Annotated in this window: 16 protein-coding genes, 1 pseudogene and 1 riboswitch; of the genes and pseudogenes, 5 read left to right on the forward strand and 12 right to left on the reverse strand. The window is 30.4% G+C overall.

Annotation, left to right across the window (positions count from 1 at the left end):
* Positions 1-243: 243 nt before the first annotated feature.
* The 12 genes from ACX0KU_RS02440 to ACX0KU_RS02495 all read right to left on the reverse strand — a co-directional run bounded on the left by ACX0KU_RS02440 (position 244) and on the right by ACX0KU_RS02495 (position 17325).
* A complete protein-coding gene (locus tag ACX0KU_RS02440; RefSeq protein ID WP_472991339.1) occupies positions 244-2010 on the reverse strand; it encodes a methyl-accepting chemotaxis protein in 1767 nt (588 codons plus the stop codon).
* Positions 2011-2279: 269 nt separating this feature from the next.
* A complete protein-coding gene (locus tag ACX0KU_RS02445) occupies positions 2280-3236 on the reverse strand; it encodes a 3'-5' exoribonuclease YhaM family protein (RefSeq protein ID WP_472991340.1) in 957 nt (318 codons plus the stop codon).
* A 27-nt stretch (positions 3237-3263) separates the two neighbouring features.
* Positions 3264-7016 (reverse strand): helicase-exonuclease AddAB subunit AddA, encoded by a 3753-nt coding sequence (addA, locus tag ACX0KU_RS02450; RefSeq protein WP_472991341.1) that lies wholly within the window; start codon positions 7014-7016, stop codon positions 3264-3266.
* Position 7017: 1 nt separating this feature from the next.
* Positions 7018-10434 (reverse strand): helicase-exonuclease AddAB subunit AddB, encoded by a 3417-nt coding sequence (gene addB, locus ACX0KU_RS02455; protein WP_472991342.1) that lies wholly within the window; start codon positions 10432-10434, stop codon positions 7018-7020.
* Positions 10435-11298 (reverse strand): alpha/beta hydrolase, encoded by an 864-nt coding sequence (locus ACX0KU_RS02460; RefSeq protein WP_472991343.1) that lies wholly within the window; start codon positions 11296-11298, stop codon positions 10435-10437. It lies immediately after the preceding gene.
* A gap of 238 nt (positions 11299-11536) precedes the next feature.
* A complete protein-coding gene (locus ACX0KU_RS02465) occupies positions 11537-12349 on the reverse strand; it encodes a recombinase zinc ribbon domain-containing protein (RefSeq protein ID WP_472991344.1) in 813 nt (270 codons plus the stop codon).
* A gap of 12 nt (positions 12350-12361) precedes the next feature.
* Positions 12362-13195, reverse strand: coding sequence for a GHMP family kinase ATP-binding protein (locus ACX0KU_RS02470; protein WP_472991345.1), 834 nt, complete (start codon positions 13193-13195; stop codon positions 12362-12364).
* A complete protein-coding gene (locus tag ACX0KU_RS02475; protein WP_472992392.1) occupies positions 13196-13735 on the reverse strand; it encodes a cob(I)yrinic acid a,c-diamide adenosyltransferase in 540 nt (179 codons plus the stop codon).
* Positions 13736-13797: 62 nt separating this feature from the next.
* Positions 13798-14874: a nicotinate-nucleotide--dimethylbenzimidazole phosphoribosyltransferase gene (gene cobT, locus ACX0KU_RS02480; protein ID WP_472991346.1), complete on the reverse strand. Its 1077-nt coding sequence runs from the start codon at positions 14872-14874 to the stop codon at positions 13798-13800.
* A 233-nt stretch (positions 14875-15107) separates the two neighbouring features.
* A riboswitch (cobalamin riboswitch) is annotated at positions 15108-15290 on the reverse strand.
* Between the two features lie 135 nt (positions 15291-15425).
* On the reverse strand, positions 15426-16163 hold the full coding sequence (cobS, locus tag ACX0KU_RS02485) for an adenosylcobinamide-GDP ribazoletransferase (protein ID WP_472991347.1): 738 nt from the start codon (positions 16161-16163) through the stop codon (positions 15426-15428).
* 15 nt (positions 16164-16178) lie between these two features.
* Positions 16179-16727 carry a bifunctional adenosylcobinamide kinase/adenosylcobinamide-phosphate guanylyltransferase gene (gene cobU, locus ACX0KU_RS02490; RefSeq protein WP_472991348.1) on the reverse strand — a complete coding sequence of 183 codons (549 nt, stop codon included), beginning with the start codon at positions 16725-16727 and terminating at the stop codon, positions 16179-16181.
* On the reverse strand, positions 16720-17325 hold the full coding sequence (locus ACX0KU_RS02495) for a histidine phosphatase family protein (protein ID WP_472991349.1): 606 nt from the start codon (positions 17323-17325) through the stop codon (positions 16720-16722). Before ACX0KU_RS02495 ends, cobU begins: the two co-directional genes overlap by 8 nt.
* A gap of 162 nt (positions 17326-17487) precedes the next feature.
* Here ACX0KU_RS02495 and ACX0KU_RS02500 point away from each other — a divergent pair, with 162 nt between their 5' ends.
* The 5 genes and pseudogenes from ACX0KU_RS02500 to ACX0KU_RS02520 all read left to right on the forward strand — a co-directional run bounded on the left by ACX0KU_RS02500 (position 17488) and on the right by ACX0KU_RS02520 (position 22227).
* Entirely contained in the window at positions 17488-18729 is a 1242-nt protein-coding gene (locus ACX0KU_RS02500) for a hypothetical protein (RefSeq protein ID WP_472991350.1), read from the forward strand.
* A gap of 165 nt (positions 18730-18894) precedes the next feature.
* A complete protein-coding gene (locus ACX0KU_RS02505) occupies positions 18895-19620 on the forward strand; it encodes an ABC transporter ATP-binding protein (protein WP_472991351.1) in 726 nt (241 codons plus the stop codon).
* Complete coding sequence (locus ACX0KU_RS02510; RefSeq protein WP_472991352.1) at positions 19607-20359, forward strand: ABC transporter permease; 753 nt, start codon at positions 19607-19609, stop codon at positions 20357-20359. Before ACX0KU_RS02505 ends, ACX0KU_RS02510 begins: the two co-directional genes overlap by 14 nt.
* Before the next feature lie 181 nt (positions 20360-20540).
* Positions 20541-21476: pseudogene (locus ACX0KU_RS02515) on the forward strand (sensor histidine kinase); the annotation flags it as partial.
* Between the two features lie 55 nt (positions 21477-21531).
* Entirely contained in the window at positions 21532-22227 is a 696-nt protein-coding gene (locus ACX0KU_RS02520) for a response regulator transcription factor (RefSeq protein ID WP_472991353.1), read from the forward strand.
* Positions 22228-22287 lie beyond the last annotated feature (60 nt).

A 22287-nucleotide genomic window follows, 5' to 3' on the forward strand; every position in this document is an offset into this window, starting at 1 on the left:
TCAATACTTTATAATATACTCTTAAATATTATTTTGTTTATTTGCTATAACTATAATAATTTTTCATCCCTTTCTTATACATTATACATATTACATTTTTCACCTTTCTTATTCTATGATATAGTTTTCCATAAAATGAAAAAAATATAAATTTGGAATGAAGTAAACAAAAAAGCAATACAAATAATTTGTATTGCTTTAAAGTTGTCCATCTCCTATTATGAAGGACCTATCTTAATATAACTATATCTTAAATTGCTGTACTATTTCATCCAATTTTTGAGCAAGTTCTGCTTGACTTTGTGCTGTTACTGCCATTTCTTCTATAGCTTTACTAGTTTCATTCATGCTCTCTCTTATTGTGTCAGCATTTTCACTTGATTTTTGTGATGCATATGCCATGTTCTGTACTGCCTCATTTACTTGACCAACTGTAGCTGTAATTTCTTCAGCCATAGCAGCAATTTCCTCAGACATTTTGCTTACATAGTCTGAGTCATTATAATACTGATTACCTGTTTCTCCATAAGCATAAAACTGTTCATGCACCTGTATGTTTATAAATTCTAATATATCACTACCTGTATCAATACTACTCTTAAATGCTTGCTGAACCTTAACAATAGTATCTTGAATATTTATTACTGCTTGTGCTGATTGCTCTGCAAGTTTTCTAACTTCTTCAGCTACAACTGCAAAACCTTTTCCCTGCTCCCCTGCTCTTGCTGCCTCTATTGCAGCATTTAATGCAAGTAAATTTGTTTGCTCTGCTATACTTCCAATAGTATCTGCCATAACTTTTATATTCTCTACTACTTTTCCACCTTCAATAGCTTTTTCCATATTGCTTTGCTTCTCAGCATATACTCTTAGAGTATCCTCAATAGCCTTTTTGCTACTATTTTTAACTATTGTAGCTCTTTCTTTAGACTCATTTGCTTTATTGCTTCCGTCCATTGCCTTAGATGTAAGCTCATTAATACTTGAATCTACTTCTTCAACAGATGCACTTATCTCCTGTGATGAAGCACTAGATTCTTGCATACCTGCAGCAATAACTTCTACTGATTCATCAATAGTTCCTGTTTTTACTGTTAATTCTTCTATGGTTGCTGAAAGTTCTTGTGAAGATGCAGTTATCTCCTGTGAGTTTTCCATAATTACTTTCACTAAACCACTTACATTTTTCTGTGCTGTATTTAAGGCATCACCAGTTTGTCCTAATTCATCTTTTCTTGTAACATCGATTGGAGTTGAAAAATCGTATTCAGATAATCTTTGTGCAAAATCCTTAATTTTTATTAAAGGCTTCTCTATATCTTTACTTAAGAAGAAAGCTAAAATAACAGCTACAATTAATGCACCTACAAATAGAACTATATTAATCATTATACTTTGCGTCAAATCTTTTTTTATCATAGCTTCATTGCTAGCTATAATTTTATCAATATCCTCTACATAGTTACCTGTACCTATTACCCAATTGAAAGGAGCATATAGTTTTGCGTACCCTCTTTTAAGTAATGGTGTTGTTTCTCCTGACTTTGGAAACCAGTAGTCTGTATATCCTCCGTCTGGTTTTTTACCATTCTCAATTATCTCTTTTATAAAATATGTGCCGTTAGAATCTTTAGACTCTATTCTATTTGTTCCCTCTGTTTTATTACCTAAAAGTACAACGTTTACACCCTCAACAGTATCCGCCCAAAAGTATCCATTTTCACCATACTTCATTACTCTTAATAAACTTGCGCTTTGATTTTTAGCCTCTTCTATAGTCAATTCACCTGTTTGGACTTTTTTATGTATTGCATCTATCATAGAAATTGCAATTTCTACTTGTTCTTTAATTTTAACATTATAATTATCATATAAGGCTTCCTTTTGAATAGCTACTAATTTATTGTTAGTTTGAATGTTTTTATAAGTCATAGTACCACTTATAATTATTCCTGTAATAAAAGCTATTAATGATGTTATAAGGATTATTTTATACCCTATCTTTTTCATATTTAGTCCTCCTAAGTTTAATATAACTTTACCTATAAATTAAGAATATACAATCTTTGCTATAAATGTCAAGACGAAAATATAGACAAGCTGTAAAACTTATGATATTGTTAATTTTTTCTTTAAATTCTAAAATGTATAAAATAATTATTTAGTATTTTATTATCGATTTAATTATTATTTTCTTTACACATATTTATCATAAAATTAATATGGATGCTTATTATTTAATATAAAAAAAATAAAGGTGCCCTAACACCTTCATTTTTTTAAAATTCAATATTCGTTCTATATATCTTTCTCTTATCAAGAGACCATACTGGATTCGAAAACTCCCCTCTATTTGCTTCACTTGTTGCCTTATGCATGTCATATAAGCTAGCATCTAATATATCTAAATAGTGCAACATTTGAGCCTCTGGAATCATAGGCTTTTTAGGACTTCCAAAGTCAGCTTCATAATGATGGGATAAAATCATATGCTGCAATAACATTGTTATTTCCTTATCTGCTCCTACCTTTTGTGCTGCAACTTCTATGTTTTTTACTCCTTGAATTATGTGACCTAAAAGCTGCCCCTCTACAGTGTAATCACTTACAATTCCAAGTTCACTTGCATCCATTTCATCTATTTTTGCAAGATCATGAAGGATTATTCCTCCATATAGCAGATCTGTATTTATAAAAGCATATACTTCACATAGTTTTTCTCCAGCTTTTAGCATAGTAGTTGTATGATATAATAATCCAGCTCTTATTGCATGATGATTTTTCTTAGCTGCTGGAAAATGCATTAATTTATCTTCATAATTCTCTATAATATGAAATAAAATATTTTTTATATCATCATTTTTTATTTTATCTATATAATCCATAACTTCTTTATACATAGCTTCAGAGGTATATGGAGCAGATGGTACAAAATTAGATATCTGAACATTATCCTGTTCGTTAGTTACTCTAATTCTATCTATCTTAAATTGGTTATTATTCTGCCATACCGTAACACTACCTCTTACTTTTATAAGTACATTAGGTTTATATAACTCTTCATCACCTTCATTATAGTTCCAATACTTAGAATTTATTTCTCCTGTACAATCTCCAATAGTAAAATCTAAATATTTTTTACCGTTAGTACTGGTTCTACATTCAGCACTTTTTATAATAAAATAATTTTCAATTTTATCATTAACTTTAAAATCCTGTATATTCTTATCTGTCATACTCAATTTTTAACCCCATCTCCTCTCTTAGTCCATTGCCAACTCCTCATTATTATAAAACAAATATAAATATTTTTCTTTAACTTTTTTACTAGTTATTACCTCAATAGCCTTTGCATAGTAATCTAACTGTACTTTATATCTTTCTTTAACCAGTTCTCCATGTCCTTCTTTATAATAATCTGTTTTATAATCTACAAGTACTATTCCCTCATCTTCTTCAAAATAGCAATCTATTATACCTTGAAGCATAATATATTCATCCTCATATTTATCTTTAGGTAAATCTAAAAATACTTCTGTGCTATTTAATTGTATATGAAAAGGAACTTCTCTATATACATATTTTGATTTTATTATTCTTTTCCCAATCTCCGAACTAAAAAAATTAAGTATTTTTTCAATATCTATGCTCTCTTTTTGCTCTTCTGTAATTAATTCCTTGGCTACTAATTTCTCTATTTGTTTCTTTATACTTTCTCTGCTTAACTCTCCTCTGAAATCAAGCTTTTGCATAACTGCATGCATAGCCGTACCTTTTTCTGCTCCTGTTAACTTTTTATTCTTTTCCATAAAGGCTGGTCTTTGTACAAGACTAGGAGTATATATATCCTGTGAATAATCATTATGCAAACTTCTGATCATATCTCTGCTGTGCATTCTTTTTACCTCGGTAACAGTTAAGAGTGTTGGAAGCTGTGCAGCTCTTGTATATTCATATTCCCATTCTAATCTACGTTTTATTTCATCATGGTACTTACTCTTACTTTCAGTTTCCTCTATATCTACTACTTCCTCTGGTAAATGTTCCTCAATGTTTTCAATTTCATTATTAATTATATCGCTTATATTATGAAATTTAATCTCCCATTTAGAAGAGTCCTCTAGTAAATTTATAAGATTATACTCTTCTATTCCTGCAACTTCTCGAAGCATTTTTCCATCTTTATGTCTTATAACTGCTGGTCCAATCCAATCTAAATAACACTTTCCTTTAGATACTTCATATTCCGTTAACTTGAAGCTACTATCTCTTAATCCATAAGCCCACTTCTTAGCATAATTTTCAATGTTATTTACTCCACCTACCATAATTAGCTTTTCTTTTGCTCTTGTTAATGCTACATATAAAATTCTAATCTCTTCAGAGAGAGTTTCCATTTTTATTTTCTTTTTTAAAGCTTGCTTCAATGCCGTTGGATAGGATAATCTCTTATCTAAATTGATGTAATCTGGTCCGTACCCTAATTCATTATGGAAAAGTATTCTTTTATTTAAATCCTGCATATTAAAATTCTTGCCAAGTGCACATAAAAATACTACAGGAAATTCTAGACCTTTACTTTTATGAATACTCATTATCCTAACTACATTTTCATTCTCTCCTAGTATTTTAGCACTTCCCATATCTCCGTTACTCACCTTAAGCTTATTTATAAAGCTTATAAAATTAAATAATCCCTTATAACTTGTGGTTTCATATTGTCTAGCTCTCTCAAATAATATTCTAAGGTTTGCTTGCCTTTGAATTCCTCCTGCTAAAGCTCCTACATAGCCATAGTATCCAGTATCTGTGTATAGATGCCATATAAATTCATCTATAGGCATATGTATAGATTCATCTCTCCACACCTTTAATTTCTTTAAGAAATTAATACATTTATCTTTTAGACTACTCTCTTCTGCATCTACATCTTCTCTTTCTGAAAGCTTAACTAAGCCCTCATAGAATTCTCCATTTTTATTCTCTAGTCTAATATCAATAAGTTCCTCTGGCGTGAATGCTCCAATTGGCGAACGTAATATAGCAATAAGAGGTATATCTTGCCTTGGATTATCTATTATTTGGAGTAGTGATAGCATAGTTCTAATTTCTAAGGCCTCAAAATATCCATTTCCCACATCCGCATAAGCCGGAACCAAATATTCCTTTAATTCATCCATAAATACAGGTGCCCAACTTGAAGTGCTTCTTAATAGAATTACTATATCTCTATATTCTACCTTTCTATATCCTTTTATATCCTTATCATATATTTTAAGAGTTTCTTCTTCTCTTTCATTTATAAGTTCATTTATCCTTTTAGCTACAAGTCTTGCTTCTATTTGTATCTTAGAGAGTACTTCTTCATCTTCATTAAAATTCTCTTCTTTATTATCAACAAATACTTCCTGTCCCTCATCACTGCTTTTATCTATAATATTAAGCTCTATTGATCCTCCCACAACTGACCCTTTTTCACTATATTCCATGTAGTCAGCTCCTAAGTTTAGAGCTTCACTGTCATCATAGTCCAGTTCCCCTATATTTACGGACATTATCTGTTTAAATATAAAGTTAACAGAATCTAATATCTCTTTTCTACTTCTAAAGTTTTTAAATAAAGTAATCTTTCTTTCCTTTTCTCCCTCATCTAATGAGTAGCTATTATATTTATTTAAAAACAGCTCTGGCTTTGCCTGTCTAAACCTATAAATACTCTGCTTTACATCTCCCACCATAAATACATTTATATTTTTTTCTGTGACTTCATCTTTTCTAGCAATAGAATTAACTATAGCTTCCTGTACCTCATTACTATCCTGATACTCATCTACAAGTATTTCTATATACTTTTCTCTTAAACTAGAAGCCACTTCCGGCATGCTAAGAATATGGAGGCAAAAATGCTCAAAGTCATTGAAGTCAATTATTCCTCTTTCTCTCTTTGCTTTCCCATACCTATCCATAAAATTAATTACTAAGTCTGATAGAGCCTTCATTATTGGATATAACTCTCTTAAATCCTTTGTTGTTTCTTCTCCAGCATATAAAAGTAGCTTTTGCTTCATATCCTCTTTTATTTGCTTTTTAACTTTATTTCTTATTTCTTTTACTATGTCTTGATTTTCTTTATCTTTGCAATTCTTACAAGCTTTAAGTTTTTTAAAGTCAGTAGCTTCAGTAGCTGTTTTAAGATTATCCCAAGAAGAGTCACAACTTAATATTAAATCATTTATCATGGCTAGTTCATCTTCAAAGTTCTCTAGATATGTGTCTAAGCCTCCTGTACTATTTATTATATCTATAGCACTTTCCATTAGACCTTTAAGCCCCATAAGTTCAATTTTTATATCTTCCATTATGACTTTTGCCCATTTAGAACCACCAAAATCATAGGACTCTTCTACATCAAAATCACTTGCCATAGAATTTAAGGTTTCTTTTGGATTTGGAGAACTCATTACAAAATTATATAAATCTAATACAATGTTTTGAAGAGCAAAATCATCTCTGTTGTTGCTGTAAAACTCAACTAAGTCTAAAAATTCCTTGCTGCAACTTTCAACTTCATATAACTCTTCAAACATCTCCTCTATGACTTCACTTTTAAGTAAAATAGTTTCTGTAGTATCGCCTACTCTAAAGCTCGGATCTATATCTAAATAGTGAAAATTACTTCTTATTACCTCTAAACAAAAAGAATGAATTGTAGTTATACTAGCTCTGTTTAGCAGAGTTAATTGTCTTTGAAGCTGAACTGACTTTGGATACTTTATAAGTTCATCACTAATAGACTTTGCTATTCTCTCCTTCATCTCAGCGGCAGCTGCATTAGTAAAGGTTACAACTAAAAGCCTATCAATATCTATTGGATTTTTTATATCTGTTACCATCTTTATTATTCTCTCTACTAAAACTGCTGTCTTTCCTGAGCCTGCCGCTGCAGCAACAAGTAGATTACACCCATGAGTATCAATGGCAGCCTGTTGTTCCTTGGTCCATCTTACCTCCTCCAAATCATTTCACCTCTTTTCTATCCTCTTCTTTTATTTCATGTTCTTTTCTTAATAATTCCCATACTTCTTCGTCTTTCTTATCTTCAATAACCTTATAGTTATTGTCTTCAAATCCATTGTCAAATTGGCATATAGATGAATATAGACAGTAAATACAAGCAGAGAAATCCTTATTTTTATAAGGCTTAATTTTTATTTCTCCCTTTAGCATATTTTCACAAGCCTTCACTAGATTTTCCTTTACATGTTCTCTAAGCATTTTAAATTGTTCTTCCGTTCCAACAGAAGATTTTCCAAGGTTACCATCTTTATTAATTCTTGCTGGAATTATTAGTGATGCCCCTTCTATCTCTCTATCCATTTCCTTTACAACTTCAGGATCTGCAATTAAAAGCCCTTTCATTTTTAGAGCCTTCATAATCTCTTTTTCTATTTCCTCATCTGATATACTTCTACTTCCCTTTATAATAGGATCATCTACCTTAAAATATAAGACCCCTCCCGGAATTACTTCATCTGTCATGTTAACTTCCTCATTTGAAAGTATTGCATCTAAATATGTTAGAAGCTGCATTTGAAGTCCATAATATACGTCTGATAGCTTGAACTCTTTATTTCCAGATTTATAATCTATTATTCTATAATATTCCTTGCCCTGAAGTTCTAGTTTATCAACTCTATCAATTCTTCCTATAAGCTGAACCTTTTCTCCATTAGAAAGCTCTATATGAATAGGCGGATAAGCTTCCCCCTCACCAAAACCTATTTCATATCCTATAGGCTGAAAACCACTTCTCTTTAGGTGTTCTACTATGATAAGAATAGCTTTAATGAGAACTCTCTTTAATCTTTCTGTGAAGTATCTATACCTTGGAGAGCTATCAAATATTCCCTCTGATACCTCTTTAGACTTTTCATCTACAATTCTAGCTACAGTATCTCTACACCATGCCTCATCTATTTCGTACCACTTAAGAGAATTTTCATCCACAGTTTTAGAAAACTCATCAATAACACTGTGCATAAATGTACCTAAGTCTGGAGCACTTATAGAAAAAATTCTTCTTTCTTTTGCTTTTAATCCATATTGAACATAAAAAGCAAAAGGACACTCAGTATACTTTTCTATTCTAGATACACTAAAATATAATTTATTTCCATATAATTTTCTTATCTTATCTTCTCTTATTTGCTCTACATCATTTGTATAAGCAGCCGCTGAAAAAATTACCTTTAATCTATCTTTCCAATCATTATTGGATGAGTACCAATCAAAAACATCACTCCAAAGAGGGCTTGAGTTCTTATTATTATCTCTTCTCAGTATAGATACCAGTTTATTAAAAGTAGGAACTTCTCTTGAAACGTACTCAAGACTTTCTTCATCATTTCCTTCTACTATATCTCCCTCTTCTTTTACTTTATGAAATAGAGCCTTAAATCTTGATATAATAATAGAAGGTCTTAGGGCCTTCCCCTCAAAATCTCCAATAGAATAACATACTCTTAAATACTTTGAAGTAATAGTTAATGTTCTGTATATTAAATACTGTTCATTAAAGCTCTTAGACTTAGTATCTTCTGCAATTTCAATGTCTATTGTTCTAAGTTTATTTCTATCTGAATCCGTAAGTATTCCCTCGTCCTTTGATACCGCTGGAAAAACTCCATCATTAACTCCTAAAATATATAAAAGCTTAACTTCATGGGTTCTAACTCTCTCCACATCTGAAACTAGAACTTGATCAAGAGATGGTGGAATAAGCCCCATCTTATGTTCACCAAACCCTAAGGATAGAATCTTTGTGAACTCCTTTAGCTCAAGTTTTTCTTCTTTAAATATGTCTACTACTTGATCTAAAAGCTCTATAACCATATTCCAAATCTGACTATACTCCATTGCCAGGACTTGATTTCCTTCTTCTTTAAACTTTCTAACCCATATCTCTATTATTTTGTTAGCTTCAATTTCACATAAAAAATTATATAAGGCAGTACATATTTCCTCTACATTCTTTTTACCCTTTAAATCTTCACTAAGTTTATTTAAAGGTTTAGTAACTTGAAGCTTTATATTATTTACCCTATTACAAAGTTCCTCGTTTCCATATTCCCAAAGGTTATTCCATTTGTTTTTTCCTCTTATTCCATAAGCCATTACATAGTTCTCTAGAATATCTATATCTTCCTTATTAATATTTATAAGTCCTGACTTTAGATATCTAAACACAGTCTCATAAGACCAATTTCTATTGAGGACTTCTAGTGCAGAAGTTATTAATACTATAAGAGGGTTATCATCTATTTCATGTTTGTTATCTATAAAATAGGGAATTTCATATTCATGAAATATTGTCTTTACTATCTTTTCATAAGCTCCTAAATCTCTGGTTATAACTGCTATATCCCTAAACCTCAGCTTTTCTTCTCTTGCCATTTTAATAATATCCATAGCTACTTTCTCTACTTCAGCATATTGATTTAGCCCTCTAATTATTTTAATATCCTCTGTTTTCTCTTTATATTGTTCATAGGGATACTTGAAATAATTTGCTTCTAAATATTTAATTTCCATGCTACCTTTAAATCTATCATTACATGTACTTTCTGATATTTTATCTTCTTCAATAGCATAATTATTTTCACCTGCAATACTACGTAGTCTTTGCTCTGTATTTTTAACTGGAGCAAAAACATCTGTGCTATCCATTTCATTATGGGAATCCATACAAAGGGTTATATTTACTCTTTTTACTTTTCCTAAAAGTCTTTCTATGACCTTATACTGCTGGGGAGTGAAGGAGGTGAATTCATCAAACCATATCTCTGCTTCATTAAATAGAGTAGACTCTTCCAATTTGTGATAAAGCATAGATAGTTCATCTTCACTATCTATGTAGTTTTTATGTAAACTTTTTTCAAACTCTGCAAAAATCTTAATTATATCCGAAATCTTATCTTTTAATAATCTATCATCGTTAATTAGACTTAGTGAGTTTTCAAGCTCTTCTGGAGTAATATCATATCTTTTAAATTCTGTAATAATATCTGACACTGTAGTTACAAATCCATGTTGATCTGCAGCTGCTCCAAAAAGCTTAAGTTCCTCCTTTAATCTATTCATAATACTAAAGATTAACATAAGCTTACCTGAAGAATCCATCCGACTTCTGGTTGCCCCTCCAACCTCATTAAACACCTTATATGCCATTCTCTCAAAGCTAGTAACTTCTACATTTATAATTCCTGTACCTTTAATAGCTTTTACAACACTTTTTTCAGCTTGAAATGAGAACTGTTCTGGAACAACTAAAATTAATGGTTTCTCTTCTCCATCTTCTAATCTCTTTCTTATTTCCCCTACGCATTGTGCACTCTTTCCACAACCTGCACGGCCATAAATAAGTCTTAAACTCATTTAACTCTTCACCACCCTATCTAAAAACTCTCCTACTCTTCTATCATACTCTTCAATATTATTTGAAAAAGCTTCTGCATGATGAGAATTAGGAGCAATATATATTTCCTTAATTCCCTTCTTTACATTATACATCTCTTCACTCATATAAGTTGGAACATAGTCATCTGCTTTTCCATGTATAAACATTACCGGGGTATCTACTTCACCTAATTTCTTTATTGGAGATACCTCTTTAAAGTTCCATCCAGCTCTTATCTTAACTATCATACTGATTAATGGCATTAAACAGCATAACCACTCATACTTATATCGTTTTATTAGTTGGTACCTCATAAGTTTAGTAACATCTGAATAAGCACAATCTGCAATACAAAATTTTATTCTAGAATCTATAGCTATATTTTGGAGAACAGTTCCTCCTCCCATTGACTCGCCATGGGTTCCAACTATGATATCATCCCCAAACCTATTTACTAGCCAGTCCGTCCATGCCTTTAAGTCATACTTTTCAAAATACCCAAAGGACACATCATTCCCTCCACTTAATCCATGATATCTATTATCATAAACTAAAACATTAAAATCTCTTTTTAAAAATATGTGCATATATTTCATAGAGTTATATATACAGCACTTAAACCCATGACATATAATAATAAATTTTTTTGTATTTTTATTAGGAAAAAAAACTCCATACATCTTATATCCATAGGAGGAATCTATATATACTTCTTCTTTATCTAAATCAGTTGTAACTTCCTCACAAAGATGCTTTTCAGGATGTATAATTTTATTTGACAATTTCATGCAAACCAAAATAATACCTAACACAATAACAAGAAACAAACTAAATACCCACATTTTCTTATACTCCTTTATAGTTCTTTTTTAATAATACCCTTTAATTTATTGGATATCAACTTTAAGAACCTCTTAAATTAATATAACTTATAAGGTATAATTCTATCCTAAAACTATCCTTAAATAACAAATTTAATTATTAAAACATCTTCACAAGGTTGCAAATGAATTTTAAAATCAAAAAAAGTATTAATACTAAATTTAAAATACAGCTAAATAAATTTAGTATTAATACTTTTTAACCTTTAAATCTATAATATATATCTACCTTTTTCTCTCTTAGTGCCTTATTTTCCGAGATAACAATTTTATCTACTAAAGCCTCAATAAACTCCCTGTTAATATCCTTAAAGCCTAGTATCTTGTCCACTTCTTCTTTGCAGATTTGATAGTATATTTCACTTTCATCTTCATTTTTTAATTTTAAACTCTCTACATTCCCTTGTTTTATTATTAAAAACTGTTGTTTCTTCTGTAAAGCTCTCATCAAGTTTTCAAAATTTCTATAGCTTGTTATACCACTTATCTCCTCAGAATACATCACTTCAAATTGGCTCTCTATCTTTTGTAACTCTCTTTGAATCTTTTTAAGTTCTTTTTTATAAGCATCTGCTGTTATAGCCTTCTTGTTTTCCATTTTATATAACTCTTCTATATCTATATTATTTTCTAAACAATCTGTAATACTTTCTTTTATAGCTTCTAATAAATATTCTTCTTTAATAGAATGTGATGTACATCTTCCCCTTATTTTTTGACTGTTTGCACACTTATATCCTTTATACCTCTCGTTATAAAACATATTTCCACCACATTCATTACATTTGAGAACTCCTTTAAATATGTGAATTTCTCTATTACTTTGCTTAAAGGTCTTTTCTAATTCTTTTTTATCTATTGATATTCTTGTAGTAACTAACTTTTTTATGATTTCATTTAATTCTCTCTTATCATAATTGTACATTATTTCTATTTTATCTTGAATCATAGTCTCCTCCAGCATATTGTTTTTACCATTATATATATGCTGAAAACCTTTAACTATTTCCAAAATTTTCAATACTTATTCTATACTCTCTAGAGTTTTTATAGTATAAAACTTATAGAAATTCTTCTTTTTAATGAAGTTAATTGCTTGCTTTAATTTTTCTTCATCTTCATATATTATTCCTAGTACATTACCGCTATGTGCTCCTATAATTCCAAGTCCTGAAGTGTGTTCCTTTATATTTTCAATATAACTTATCCATTCATAGTTAAGTCTATTCTGATTTCTCTTTATACTCTCTTCAGAAACGTAAGCAAACTTTTCTAAATTATTTTCTGATACTCCTTCTTTTAATATAGTAAAAAGATCAGTTGTATCACTTAAATCAGGTAACTTCCTATTATTAAACTCCACAGTATTTATCTTATCTTTTCCTTCAAAAGCTAATATATTATATCTTAGATACTTACCTACTTTTTCTTTATAAAGGCCTTTCTTATAATCAAATAAGGTCATTTCTTTAAATATTATGCTATCAGTAGGCTCTATGTTTATGCACTCTCTAATAAGCTCTTCTTCATTAAAATCTTTTTCAAACATCTTTAAAAGAGAATAATATGTAGCGCAAAGGTCTGCAGTACTGCTAGCCATACCTTTTCCAGTAGGGATTTTAGAAAAGATATTAATATCTAAGCTTTTATAATACTCTTCATAATTCCATCCTTTTAAAATATTATATAAGAATCTATCAGCCTTAACCCATTTACACTTTCTATAAGGCTTTCTACTTTCAAATAGTTTTACAGTTGTATAAACATTTATAGGACAGGATAAGAGCATATCTTTATTGTTAATTTTTCCTTGAATCACTTCTCCAAAACTTCCCGGATACCTTGTAATAACCTTCATTTAAAACTCAATTCCTGCCCTTACACGAACTCCCTGTTCCATGTAGTGCTTTATTTCTTTCATTTCTGTTACTAGATCTGCTCTATCTTTAATTGAATCTGGAACATTTCTTCCTGTTAGAATTAGTTCCATGTTAACAGGCTTATTATCTATAAGTTTTATAACCTCTTCCTCACTTAAAAGCTTATTCCATAAAACTCCCATTATTTCATCTAAGATAAATACATCACAGCTATTATTTTTAATTACTTCCATAGCAAAATTATACGCTTCTTTCACTTCTTCCTGTAAAGTTATCCTTTCTTCTTCAGTAAGATTCCAAAAGAAACCTTTTTTACTCTCAAATCTAAAAATCTGAAAGTCCTCTCCGATTAGCTTTGCAACCTCTAGTTCTCCCGTTGGGTGAGTTTTAAGAAACTGGAGCATATATACCTTTAAACCATTTCCAACTGCTCTTATTGCTTGCCCTACTGCCGCTGTTGTCTTGCCTTTTCCGTTACCTGTATATACTTGAACATATCCTTTTTCCAATTTTTTTATCATTACTTCCCCTCCTTATCACTAGTATTTACATCTTCTGCAAAGCTACCCATCATTCTTATTTATCTAATATCAACAAATTTATCCTTTGACTCATCGCTTATACCTACATTTTCAAAAGTAGCCATATTATTAGCTACATGAAGTGCTGCTTCTATAATATTAAAAGCAAGGGGACATCCACTACCTTCTCCAAGTCTCATATTTAAATGAAGAATAGGCTCAAGTCCTATATAGTTAAACACATAATTAACAGCTTTTTCATCTGACTTATGGGATGTAAACATATAATTTTTACATTCTGGTTTTAAAATATATGCACAAAGGGCTGCTGCACATGAGATAACTCCATCTATAACTATTGGTTTTTTATTCTTAGCTGCTGATAAAAAGCATCCGCACATTCCAGCAATATCAAATCCTCCAACTTTACCCACCACATCAATAACATCCTCTTTATTAGGATTATTAACCTCTAAAGCTGTTTTTAAAACATTCTTCTTTACTGTAAACTGTTCCTCAGTTAGTCCAGCACCTCTACCAACTATTTCTTCTATATTTACATCTAAAAGTGAAGCTATAATAGTTGCACTAGTAGATGTATTTCCAATACCCATTTCTCCAGTTCCAAACAAGTCATAACCCTCATTACATAGCTTGTCCGTAATTTCTATACCAGTTTCTATTGCTTTTATGGCTTCTTCCCTAGTCATAGCTGGTCCCTTGCACATATTTGCTGTACCATTAGCCACTTTTCTCTTTATTACCTTAGGGTTTGCAATTTCTCCTTTAACTCCAATATCAACAACAGTTAACTCTGCATTAGCAAAGGAAGCTAAAACCCCAACACCAGTTTTCATTTCTGGAATACTATTTGTCATAACTTCAGTAATTATTTGATCGACACAACTCACCCCATCTTCACATACACCATTATCAGAACACATAACAATTATATTTCTCTTCTTTACCTCATTAAAAACCTTTCCTGTAATTCCAGCAAACCTTGCTGCAATCTCTTCAAGTTTTCCAAGACTCCCAAGCGGTTTAGTAAGATTATCAATATGCTTCCATGCTCTTTCCATTGCCACATTGTCCACTCCACTTATGCTTTCAATTGTATCCTTTAATAAATTCATATTATTTTCCTCCTCTTAATTCTCTTTCAAATACCCTTCTACTTTGTTACCATTTTTAAAATCTAGTGCAAATCTTAAAATCTGCTTAAAAGGAAAGTGGCAGTACGCTTTATCCGTACTGCCACTAGAATTAACTTATAACTAAAAAATAAACATCTTAGAGTGAAATAAAACTAAAATGCTCTATCTTTAATAAATATGTATATTCTAATAGACCTTCCCTCCGAAAGCATATTTAAGACTAATTTTAGGCAGGTCTCCTGACTTATGAATCTTCCTCATCTTTTCCTTCCCCTATAGTTAGAGTGGATCCCAAAGATTTGTCATCAAATACAGTAGCGGGGGCTGTTGCGGATTTTAACCGCATTTCCTTTTCACTTTGTTCATAAAAAAGCACCTAAAATTCATATTATGTTTTGTTAGTTTTATTAATTATGAAACTCCTTCTCATTGCTAGAATGAGTACTCTACTGAGTAAGGCACTCACTTCAAATCATAGATTTAGGATGTCTGCTTAAGTATAATTTTTTTTCTCTATATTGTCAAATAATTTATATTATCATCAATGATATTAACACAACTAACTCGTTATTAGCCCCTAAACTATCACCGGTAACCCCTTTAATCTTAGAATTACATAGTGCATTAAATAAACTAGTTGTAACTATCGCTAAGATTAACAATATTACAGTTTTTAAAATAGCGTTTAACAGAAGCCCTATAATTAAGACAAATACCACATTTACTATTACTTCCCTTAAAGTTACAGTGTTAATAAACAAATTCCCCGAACCATTTTCCTTAGCTGGAGCTCCAATATAGCTAAGAAATATCATAGAAAATCTACTTATCATAGGTATTAGAAGTATACCTATGACTCTATACTTCACTAAAAGGAGTCCGTACCCTTGATACTTTATCAAAATATTTAATACTAAGCCTACACAAGCAAATGTACCTATTCTACTATCCTTCATTATTTCTATTATCTTATCACTACCTTTAAAAGCAAAGAAACCATCACAGGTATCGCCAAATCCATCTAGATGTAGTGCTCCTGTAATTAATATCTCAAAGATAATTATAAGTATAACTACAAAGTTTATTGGAATTACTCTAGATAATACTATATATAATCCATATTGACATAGTCCAATCAATAATCCTATAAAAGCAAAGAAATTTGCTCCATTTCTGAAATTGCTCTTTTCACAAGGAAGTGATTTATTTATAGGCACTCTCGTTAATATTTGAAACATAAGTAAAAAATCATAATAATATTTTTTCATATAACCTCCCTGTATTTATTTAATTTTTAAAGATAATCCTGATACCACTAAATATGCCTCATCACATAACTTACCTAATAGTTGATTTATCCTACCTGATATATCTGTAAAGATTCTTCCAAGCTTGTACTCCGATACAAGCCCAAAGCCGACTTCATTTGTTATTATTACAATCTCTTTATGAAACTTTCTAGAAGCATTAATTATTTCTATAACTTGTTCACTAATACCTTCTTCTAAATTCTCAATTTCTTTCTTAGATATATTATCAAAATCGCTATATTTATCAAACATTAAATTGGTTATCATAGTGGTAACGCACTCAAGAATAATATATTTATGCTCTGATTCTTTAATAACCTTATGTAAATTTCTATATCCCTCAAAGGTTTCCCAATTTTGATTTCTTGTTCTTTTATGAATATCAACTCTTTCTTTCATATCTTCATCAGTGATAATTGAAGTGGCAATATATAAAACCTCATCTTTCCCTTTAAATAGCCCTTCTCCAAAGCTGCTTTTACCGCTTCTGCTTCCTCCTGTTACTAAAGTTATCTTACTCATTACCTTCACTCTCCATTGCATCTAACTGTATAATTGAATCAATGTACCAGTTATCATATTGGAATTTAATTATTGATACACTACCATTTTTTGAAACAAACTTCCAAAAGTTTTTTAAATCTCCTCCAAGTATATAACAATAAATTAATCTTATAATTCCACCATGAGTTATAGCAAGACAGTTTTCATAATTTTCCTTCTCTAAGGATTTCATAAATTCTACTACTCTACTATAAGTTTCTGATACGCTCTCTCCCTGTGGAATCCTATAATCTATCCAGTTCTCTTCCCAAGCCTTTTGCTCCATAGAGTAATTATCACATATTTCATTATATGTCTTATTTTCAAAAATCCCAAAATCTCTTTCATTTAATCTATAATCACATTCTATTTCTGTATATTCTAAAATTTTCGCTGTATCAATAGCTCTTTTTCTTTCACTTGAAAATACCTTATCAAAGCGTATATGCTTAATAAAGTTTTTTGTTCTTTTAATTTCACCTATACCTTTTAATGATAATTCATCTTCAAAACTGCCTAGGTATCTCCCCTGGAAATTACTCTGGGTCTCTCCGTGCCTCACTAAATACAAGTTCATGAAATTTGATCTCCCACTCCACTGTTTTTATAATAAATGATATCATAAACTTTATACTTTGTTTATAATTAATTTATAGAAAGTAGATATATATACTTTATAATAGAATTATGAAGGACCTTCATGTCATTAACAAATTTTAAATAAAAAGGAGTTTTATAAATGAAATTCAAGAAAAAAACCGCAATGATTTTAAGTTTCGCTCTTGGTACAACAATGCTTGCTACTACAGCTATTGCTGAAATAGCATCTAAAACTGGCTATGACGTACTAAAGGATTCTATAAAATACACAGCTGAAAGTGCTACTACTAAACTTTCTAGTTATACAATGGATATGTCTTTTGTAGTAAAGGCTGATGGTAATGTTATAGCCTCTGAAAAATCTTTAAATAAATATGATGTTTCAAAAAAAGCCACAGAAAGCATAACAACAAGTATTGATGGTAAAAAGACATTTGATTACTACAACTTCTCTGACAAAAACGGAAGTATAAGCAAAAATAATAATGAAGCTGTTTATTATGTAACTGAATTTACAACTCCTCAAGAAGGTCACATCTTTACAAACCCATTTAAGGAAAAAGGTGCTGAAGATGTTGAAAGAATAGCAGATATTCTTGTAGGTAATTTAAAAGATTATGTTATAGTTAATGAAAAATCTGATGGAAGTAAAGAATTATCTGGTTCTTTAAGTGAGTCTCAGATACCAGCTTTAATTAATGCAGTAGTATCTTTTCAATCTAAAAATGAATTCAGTCATAGACAAAACACAGATGATCTTATGCCTAAAATTACAAAAGATATATTTGTAAAAGAAATTACAGGACATATGCTTGTAAACAAAGATGGATTAATAGAAAACTTACTTGGTACTGGAACAATATCTGGTAAAGATGATAATGGAAAAGAGCATACCCTAACTTTTGAGCTATCTGGAAAACTATATGGTGTTAACTCAACTGCTGTTAATAGACCTAATCTTGCTGGTAAGAAGGTAGAAAAAAATATAGAAAAAGATTATAGCAAATTATCTAATCCTAAAAAATATGTAGGAACATACAAAACTGATATAGTCCTTGAAAAAGAAGATAAATTTGAAAAAATAGGTGAAAAGTTTATAGAAATAACTGAAATAAACGAAACAACTATTGTAGGAAGACATTACGAAAAGTATGCTTCCGGTTACGAAGAATATGCAGCTAATAAAAAAGACTTTAAATTTAATGCAAAATTCCAAGAAAAAGATTTAAATGCAAACTTTACTGCTACTTCTTCTGGTAATAAGGTTGAAGGAAATATATATATAGATCAACATGCTGGAAAAGTATATTTCAATATGAATGAAAGATTTGGTGGTTCTAATTTATTATTCGATAACGACTATAAAAGAGTATTTGAATAAACTAAAAAGTTTATAAATTAAAATTTTCAACTTATAATTGAGAGGTACTAGGTACTAGAAGAGTTTATTCTCATAGTTCAAAACTATGTTTTCTAGTGCTTAGTACCTAATACATATAAAAAATTGTCACTGTTTTTTCTTAAATTAAGTTTTGGAGGTATGCAAATGGAAAAAGTTATTGAAATTAAAAACCTCTCCAAAGTGTATAAAAATGGACGAGGTATAAGAGATATTAACCTGGATATACATAGAGGTGAAATCTTCGGATTTTTAGGACCTAATGGTGCTGGTAAAACAACAGCTATGAAAATTATGACCGGACTTGTAACTCCTGATAGCGGTGATGTTAAAATTTTAGGTCACAGTATATCTGAAGACTTTGAGGGAGCTATGAAAAAAGTAGGTTGTATTATAGAAACTGCTGAATCCTACCCCTATTTAACTGCCTTTGAAAATCTAAAACAATTTTCAAGATACTATAAAGACGTGGATAGTAAAAGAATAGAAGAAGTTTTAGAACTTACAGGACTCATAAAATACAAAAATGAAAAACCAAGGAAATTTTCTCTTGGAATGAAGCAAAGACTTGGAATTGCAGCTGCAATACTATCAAGACCTGAAGTAATAATATTGGACGAACCTTTAAATGGACTTGATGTTGAAGGAATGATTCATATGAGAAATATTATAAAAGATCTTTCTGAGAGAGAAAAAACCACCTTCTTTATATCAAGCCATCTCATTCATGATGTAGAACTTACCTGTACCAGTATAGGAATACTATATAATGGTAAAATGCTTAATGTAGATACTACTGAAAATATATTAAAGAACTATGTTTCCCTTGAAAATTATTTTATTAGTGAGGTAGAAAGAAATGGCAGAATTTAAAGCGGCTTTAACCAACGAGCTGGAAAAACTATATAAAAAGAAAAAAGTTATGGTGGCAGCCTCTATGTCACTTATTTTCATTATACTTGGACAACTATCCATTACTATCTTAAGAAGCGGTTTTGGAGTTCGTGGAGTTTCTAACATGGAGTTCCCCCTACTTGTACTTTCTGTAGTTGTTAATACAATTCTCCCTTTATTTACTGCACTTGTTACTATTGATAGTTTTTCTGGAGAGTTTTCACAAAACACTATGAAAATTACAATTACAAGACCAGTTACAAGGTTAAAATTCTTTACTGCAAAAATAAGTGCTATCTTATTATTTGTTTTAGTAAATCTTATATTTGTAATGGTCTTTTCAACCATAATAGGTCTTATTTTTAATTCAAATACCTTTACAATACAAGGACTTATTAAAATATTAGTTTCTTATACAGTAACATTAGTTCCAATGACAGTACTTGCCCTAACTATTGTACTTCTTACAAATATACTTAGAAGCGGTATAAGTGTATTTTTTGTAACTATTCTTCTTTTTATCATTTTTAAAGGATTAGGATTTGTTTTTTCAAGTTATTCTGGTTTGTTTTTTACAAGTATGCTAGACTGGCACAAATTATGGATTAGCAGCAACATCTCCTTTTTAAAGATTTTCCGTCAATTTATGATGATGCTTAGTTATGATATACTCCTCTTTACAGGTGCTTATTATTTATTTGATAAAAAAGACTTTTAATAATCAAGGTGAGTAAATGCAAATAAAAAAACGTTTAATTATTTATAATACTATAACTGTTGTAATTCCATTGACTATTGTAATCCTAACAATTTTCATTCTTAAGGTTATCCCCTTTAAATCCTTTAATTCAAACATAAACTACGATGATTTTAAAAACTTAGAGTCTTTAAAATATATACTAATGATTTCAGGTGCAGTATTTTTTATATCATTTATAGTTTCTAACATGATTATGTCATATCTATTTTCTAAGAAAATGTTAGATCCTATAACTCATCTTAAAAGAGCTACATCTGAGATTAGTAGAGGTGATTTAAACTTAGAAATTGCAGAAATCGGTGATAAAGAAATTAGAGAACTATGTGCAGATTTTGAAAAAATGAGAATACAATTAAAAGATTCTGTTCGTCTTAAAATAAAATATGATGATAATAGAACTATGCTTGTTTCTAGTATCTCTCATGATTTAAGAACTCCCATAACCTCCATAAAAGGTTATGTTGAAGGGATTTTAGATGGGGTAGCTAACACCCCTGAAAAAGTAGAATTTTACTTAAAAACTATATATTCAAAAGCTGAACTCATTGATGTGATGATTGATGATTTACTTTTATACTCTAAACTTGACTTAAATCAGCTTCCTTTTAACTATGAAAAGACTGATATTGCTAGTTTTTTTGATTACTGCGTTATGGAAAGCACTCTTGAACTTCTGAAACATAATATATCAATTGCACTTGAAAACTACTTGAAGGAATCAAAATATGTGATGCTTGATAGAGAAAGAATGCGAAGAGTTATAATTAATATTATTGATAACTCTCGAAAATATATGAACAAAGAAGAAGGAAAAATAACTATAATGCTAAGAGAAACAAACTCTAGCATTGTTATTGAAATAAGAGATAACGGTTCTGGTATTGATAAAAATCATATAAATAGAATATTTGACAGATTCTACAGAGGTGATTTAGCAAGAACTGAAACAAAAGGCAGCGGACTTGGACTTGCTATCTCAAAACAAATTGTAGAAGCTCATAAAGGCAAGATATGGGCTATTGGCCACGAAGATGCAGGTACTAGTATAATAATATCACTAGCAAAGCTATCATAAGCAGAGTACTCATCTGACGAAGGAAGAGGAGTTACAGAATTATAGGGAGGGTATTATGAAGAAAATTTTAATAGTTGAAGATGATTCGAGCATTGCTGAACTTCAAAAGGATTACTTAGAGCTTTCTGGTTTTGAAGTTACTATATGCACAGATGGTGTAGAGGGTTTAAATGCTATAAAAAAGAATGATTTTAATTTAATAATTCTTGATGTTATGCTCCCTAAATTAGATGGATTTAGTATTTTACGCAATATCCAAGAAGATAAGGACATTCCTGTTTTAATGGTGTCTTCAAAAAAAGAAGAGATTGATAAAATTAAGGGGTTAAGTCTTGGTGCTGATGATTACATTACTAAACCCTTTAGTCCAGGTGAGCTAGTTGCTAGAGTTAAATCTCATATTCAAAATTATGAAAAAATAAAAAGTAAATTTACTATAAAACCTAAGAATAACGTTATCGTTATAAGAGGTCTTGAAATAATTAAGGATTCTAGACAGGTATTTGTAAATGGTAAAGAGGTCTCTTTAGCCCAAAAGGAGTTTGAATTATTACTTCATTTAGCTGAAAATCCTAACATAGTATTTAGTAGAGAAGATTTATTCGAGAAAATCTGGGGACTTGATGCCCTTGGTGATACTGCTACAGTGACAGTACATATCGCAAGAGTAAGAGAGAAAATAGAGTCCTCCCCTTCTAATCCACAGTATATAGAAACCGTTTGGGGAGCTGGATATAAACTTAGAGTGTAAAATAAAATTCTTTGGAGAGCACCCCATTAAAGTGGGGTGCTCTTTAAGTCATGCAAGCTA

Source organism: Clostridium sp. X (assembly GCF_055755365.1).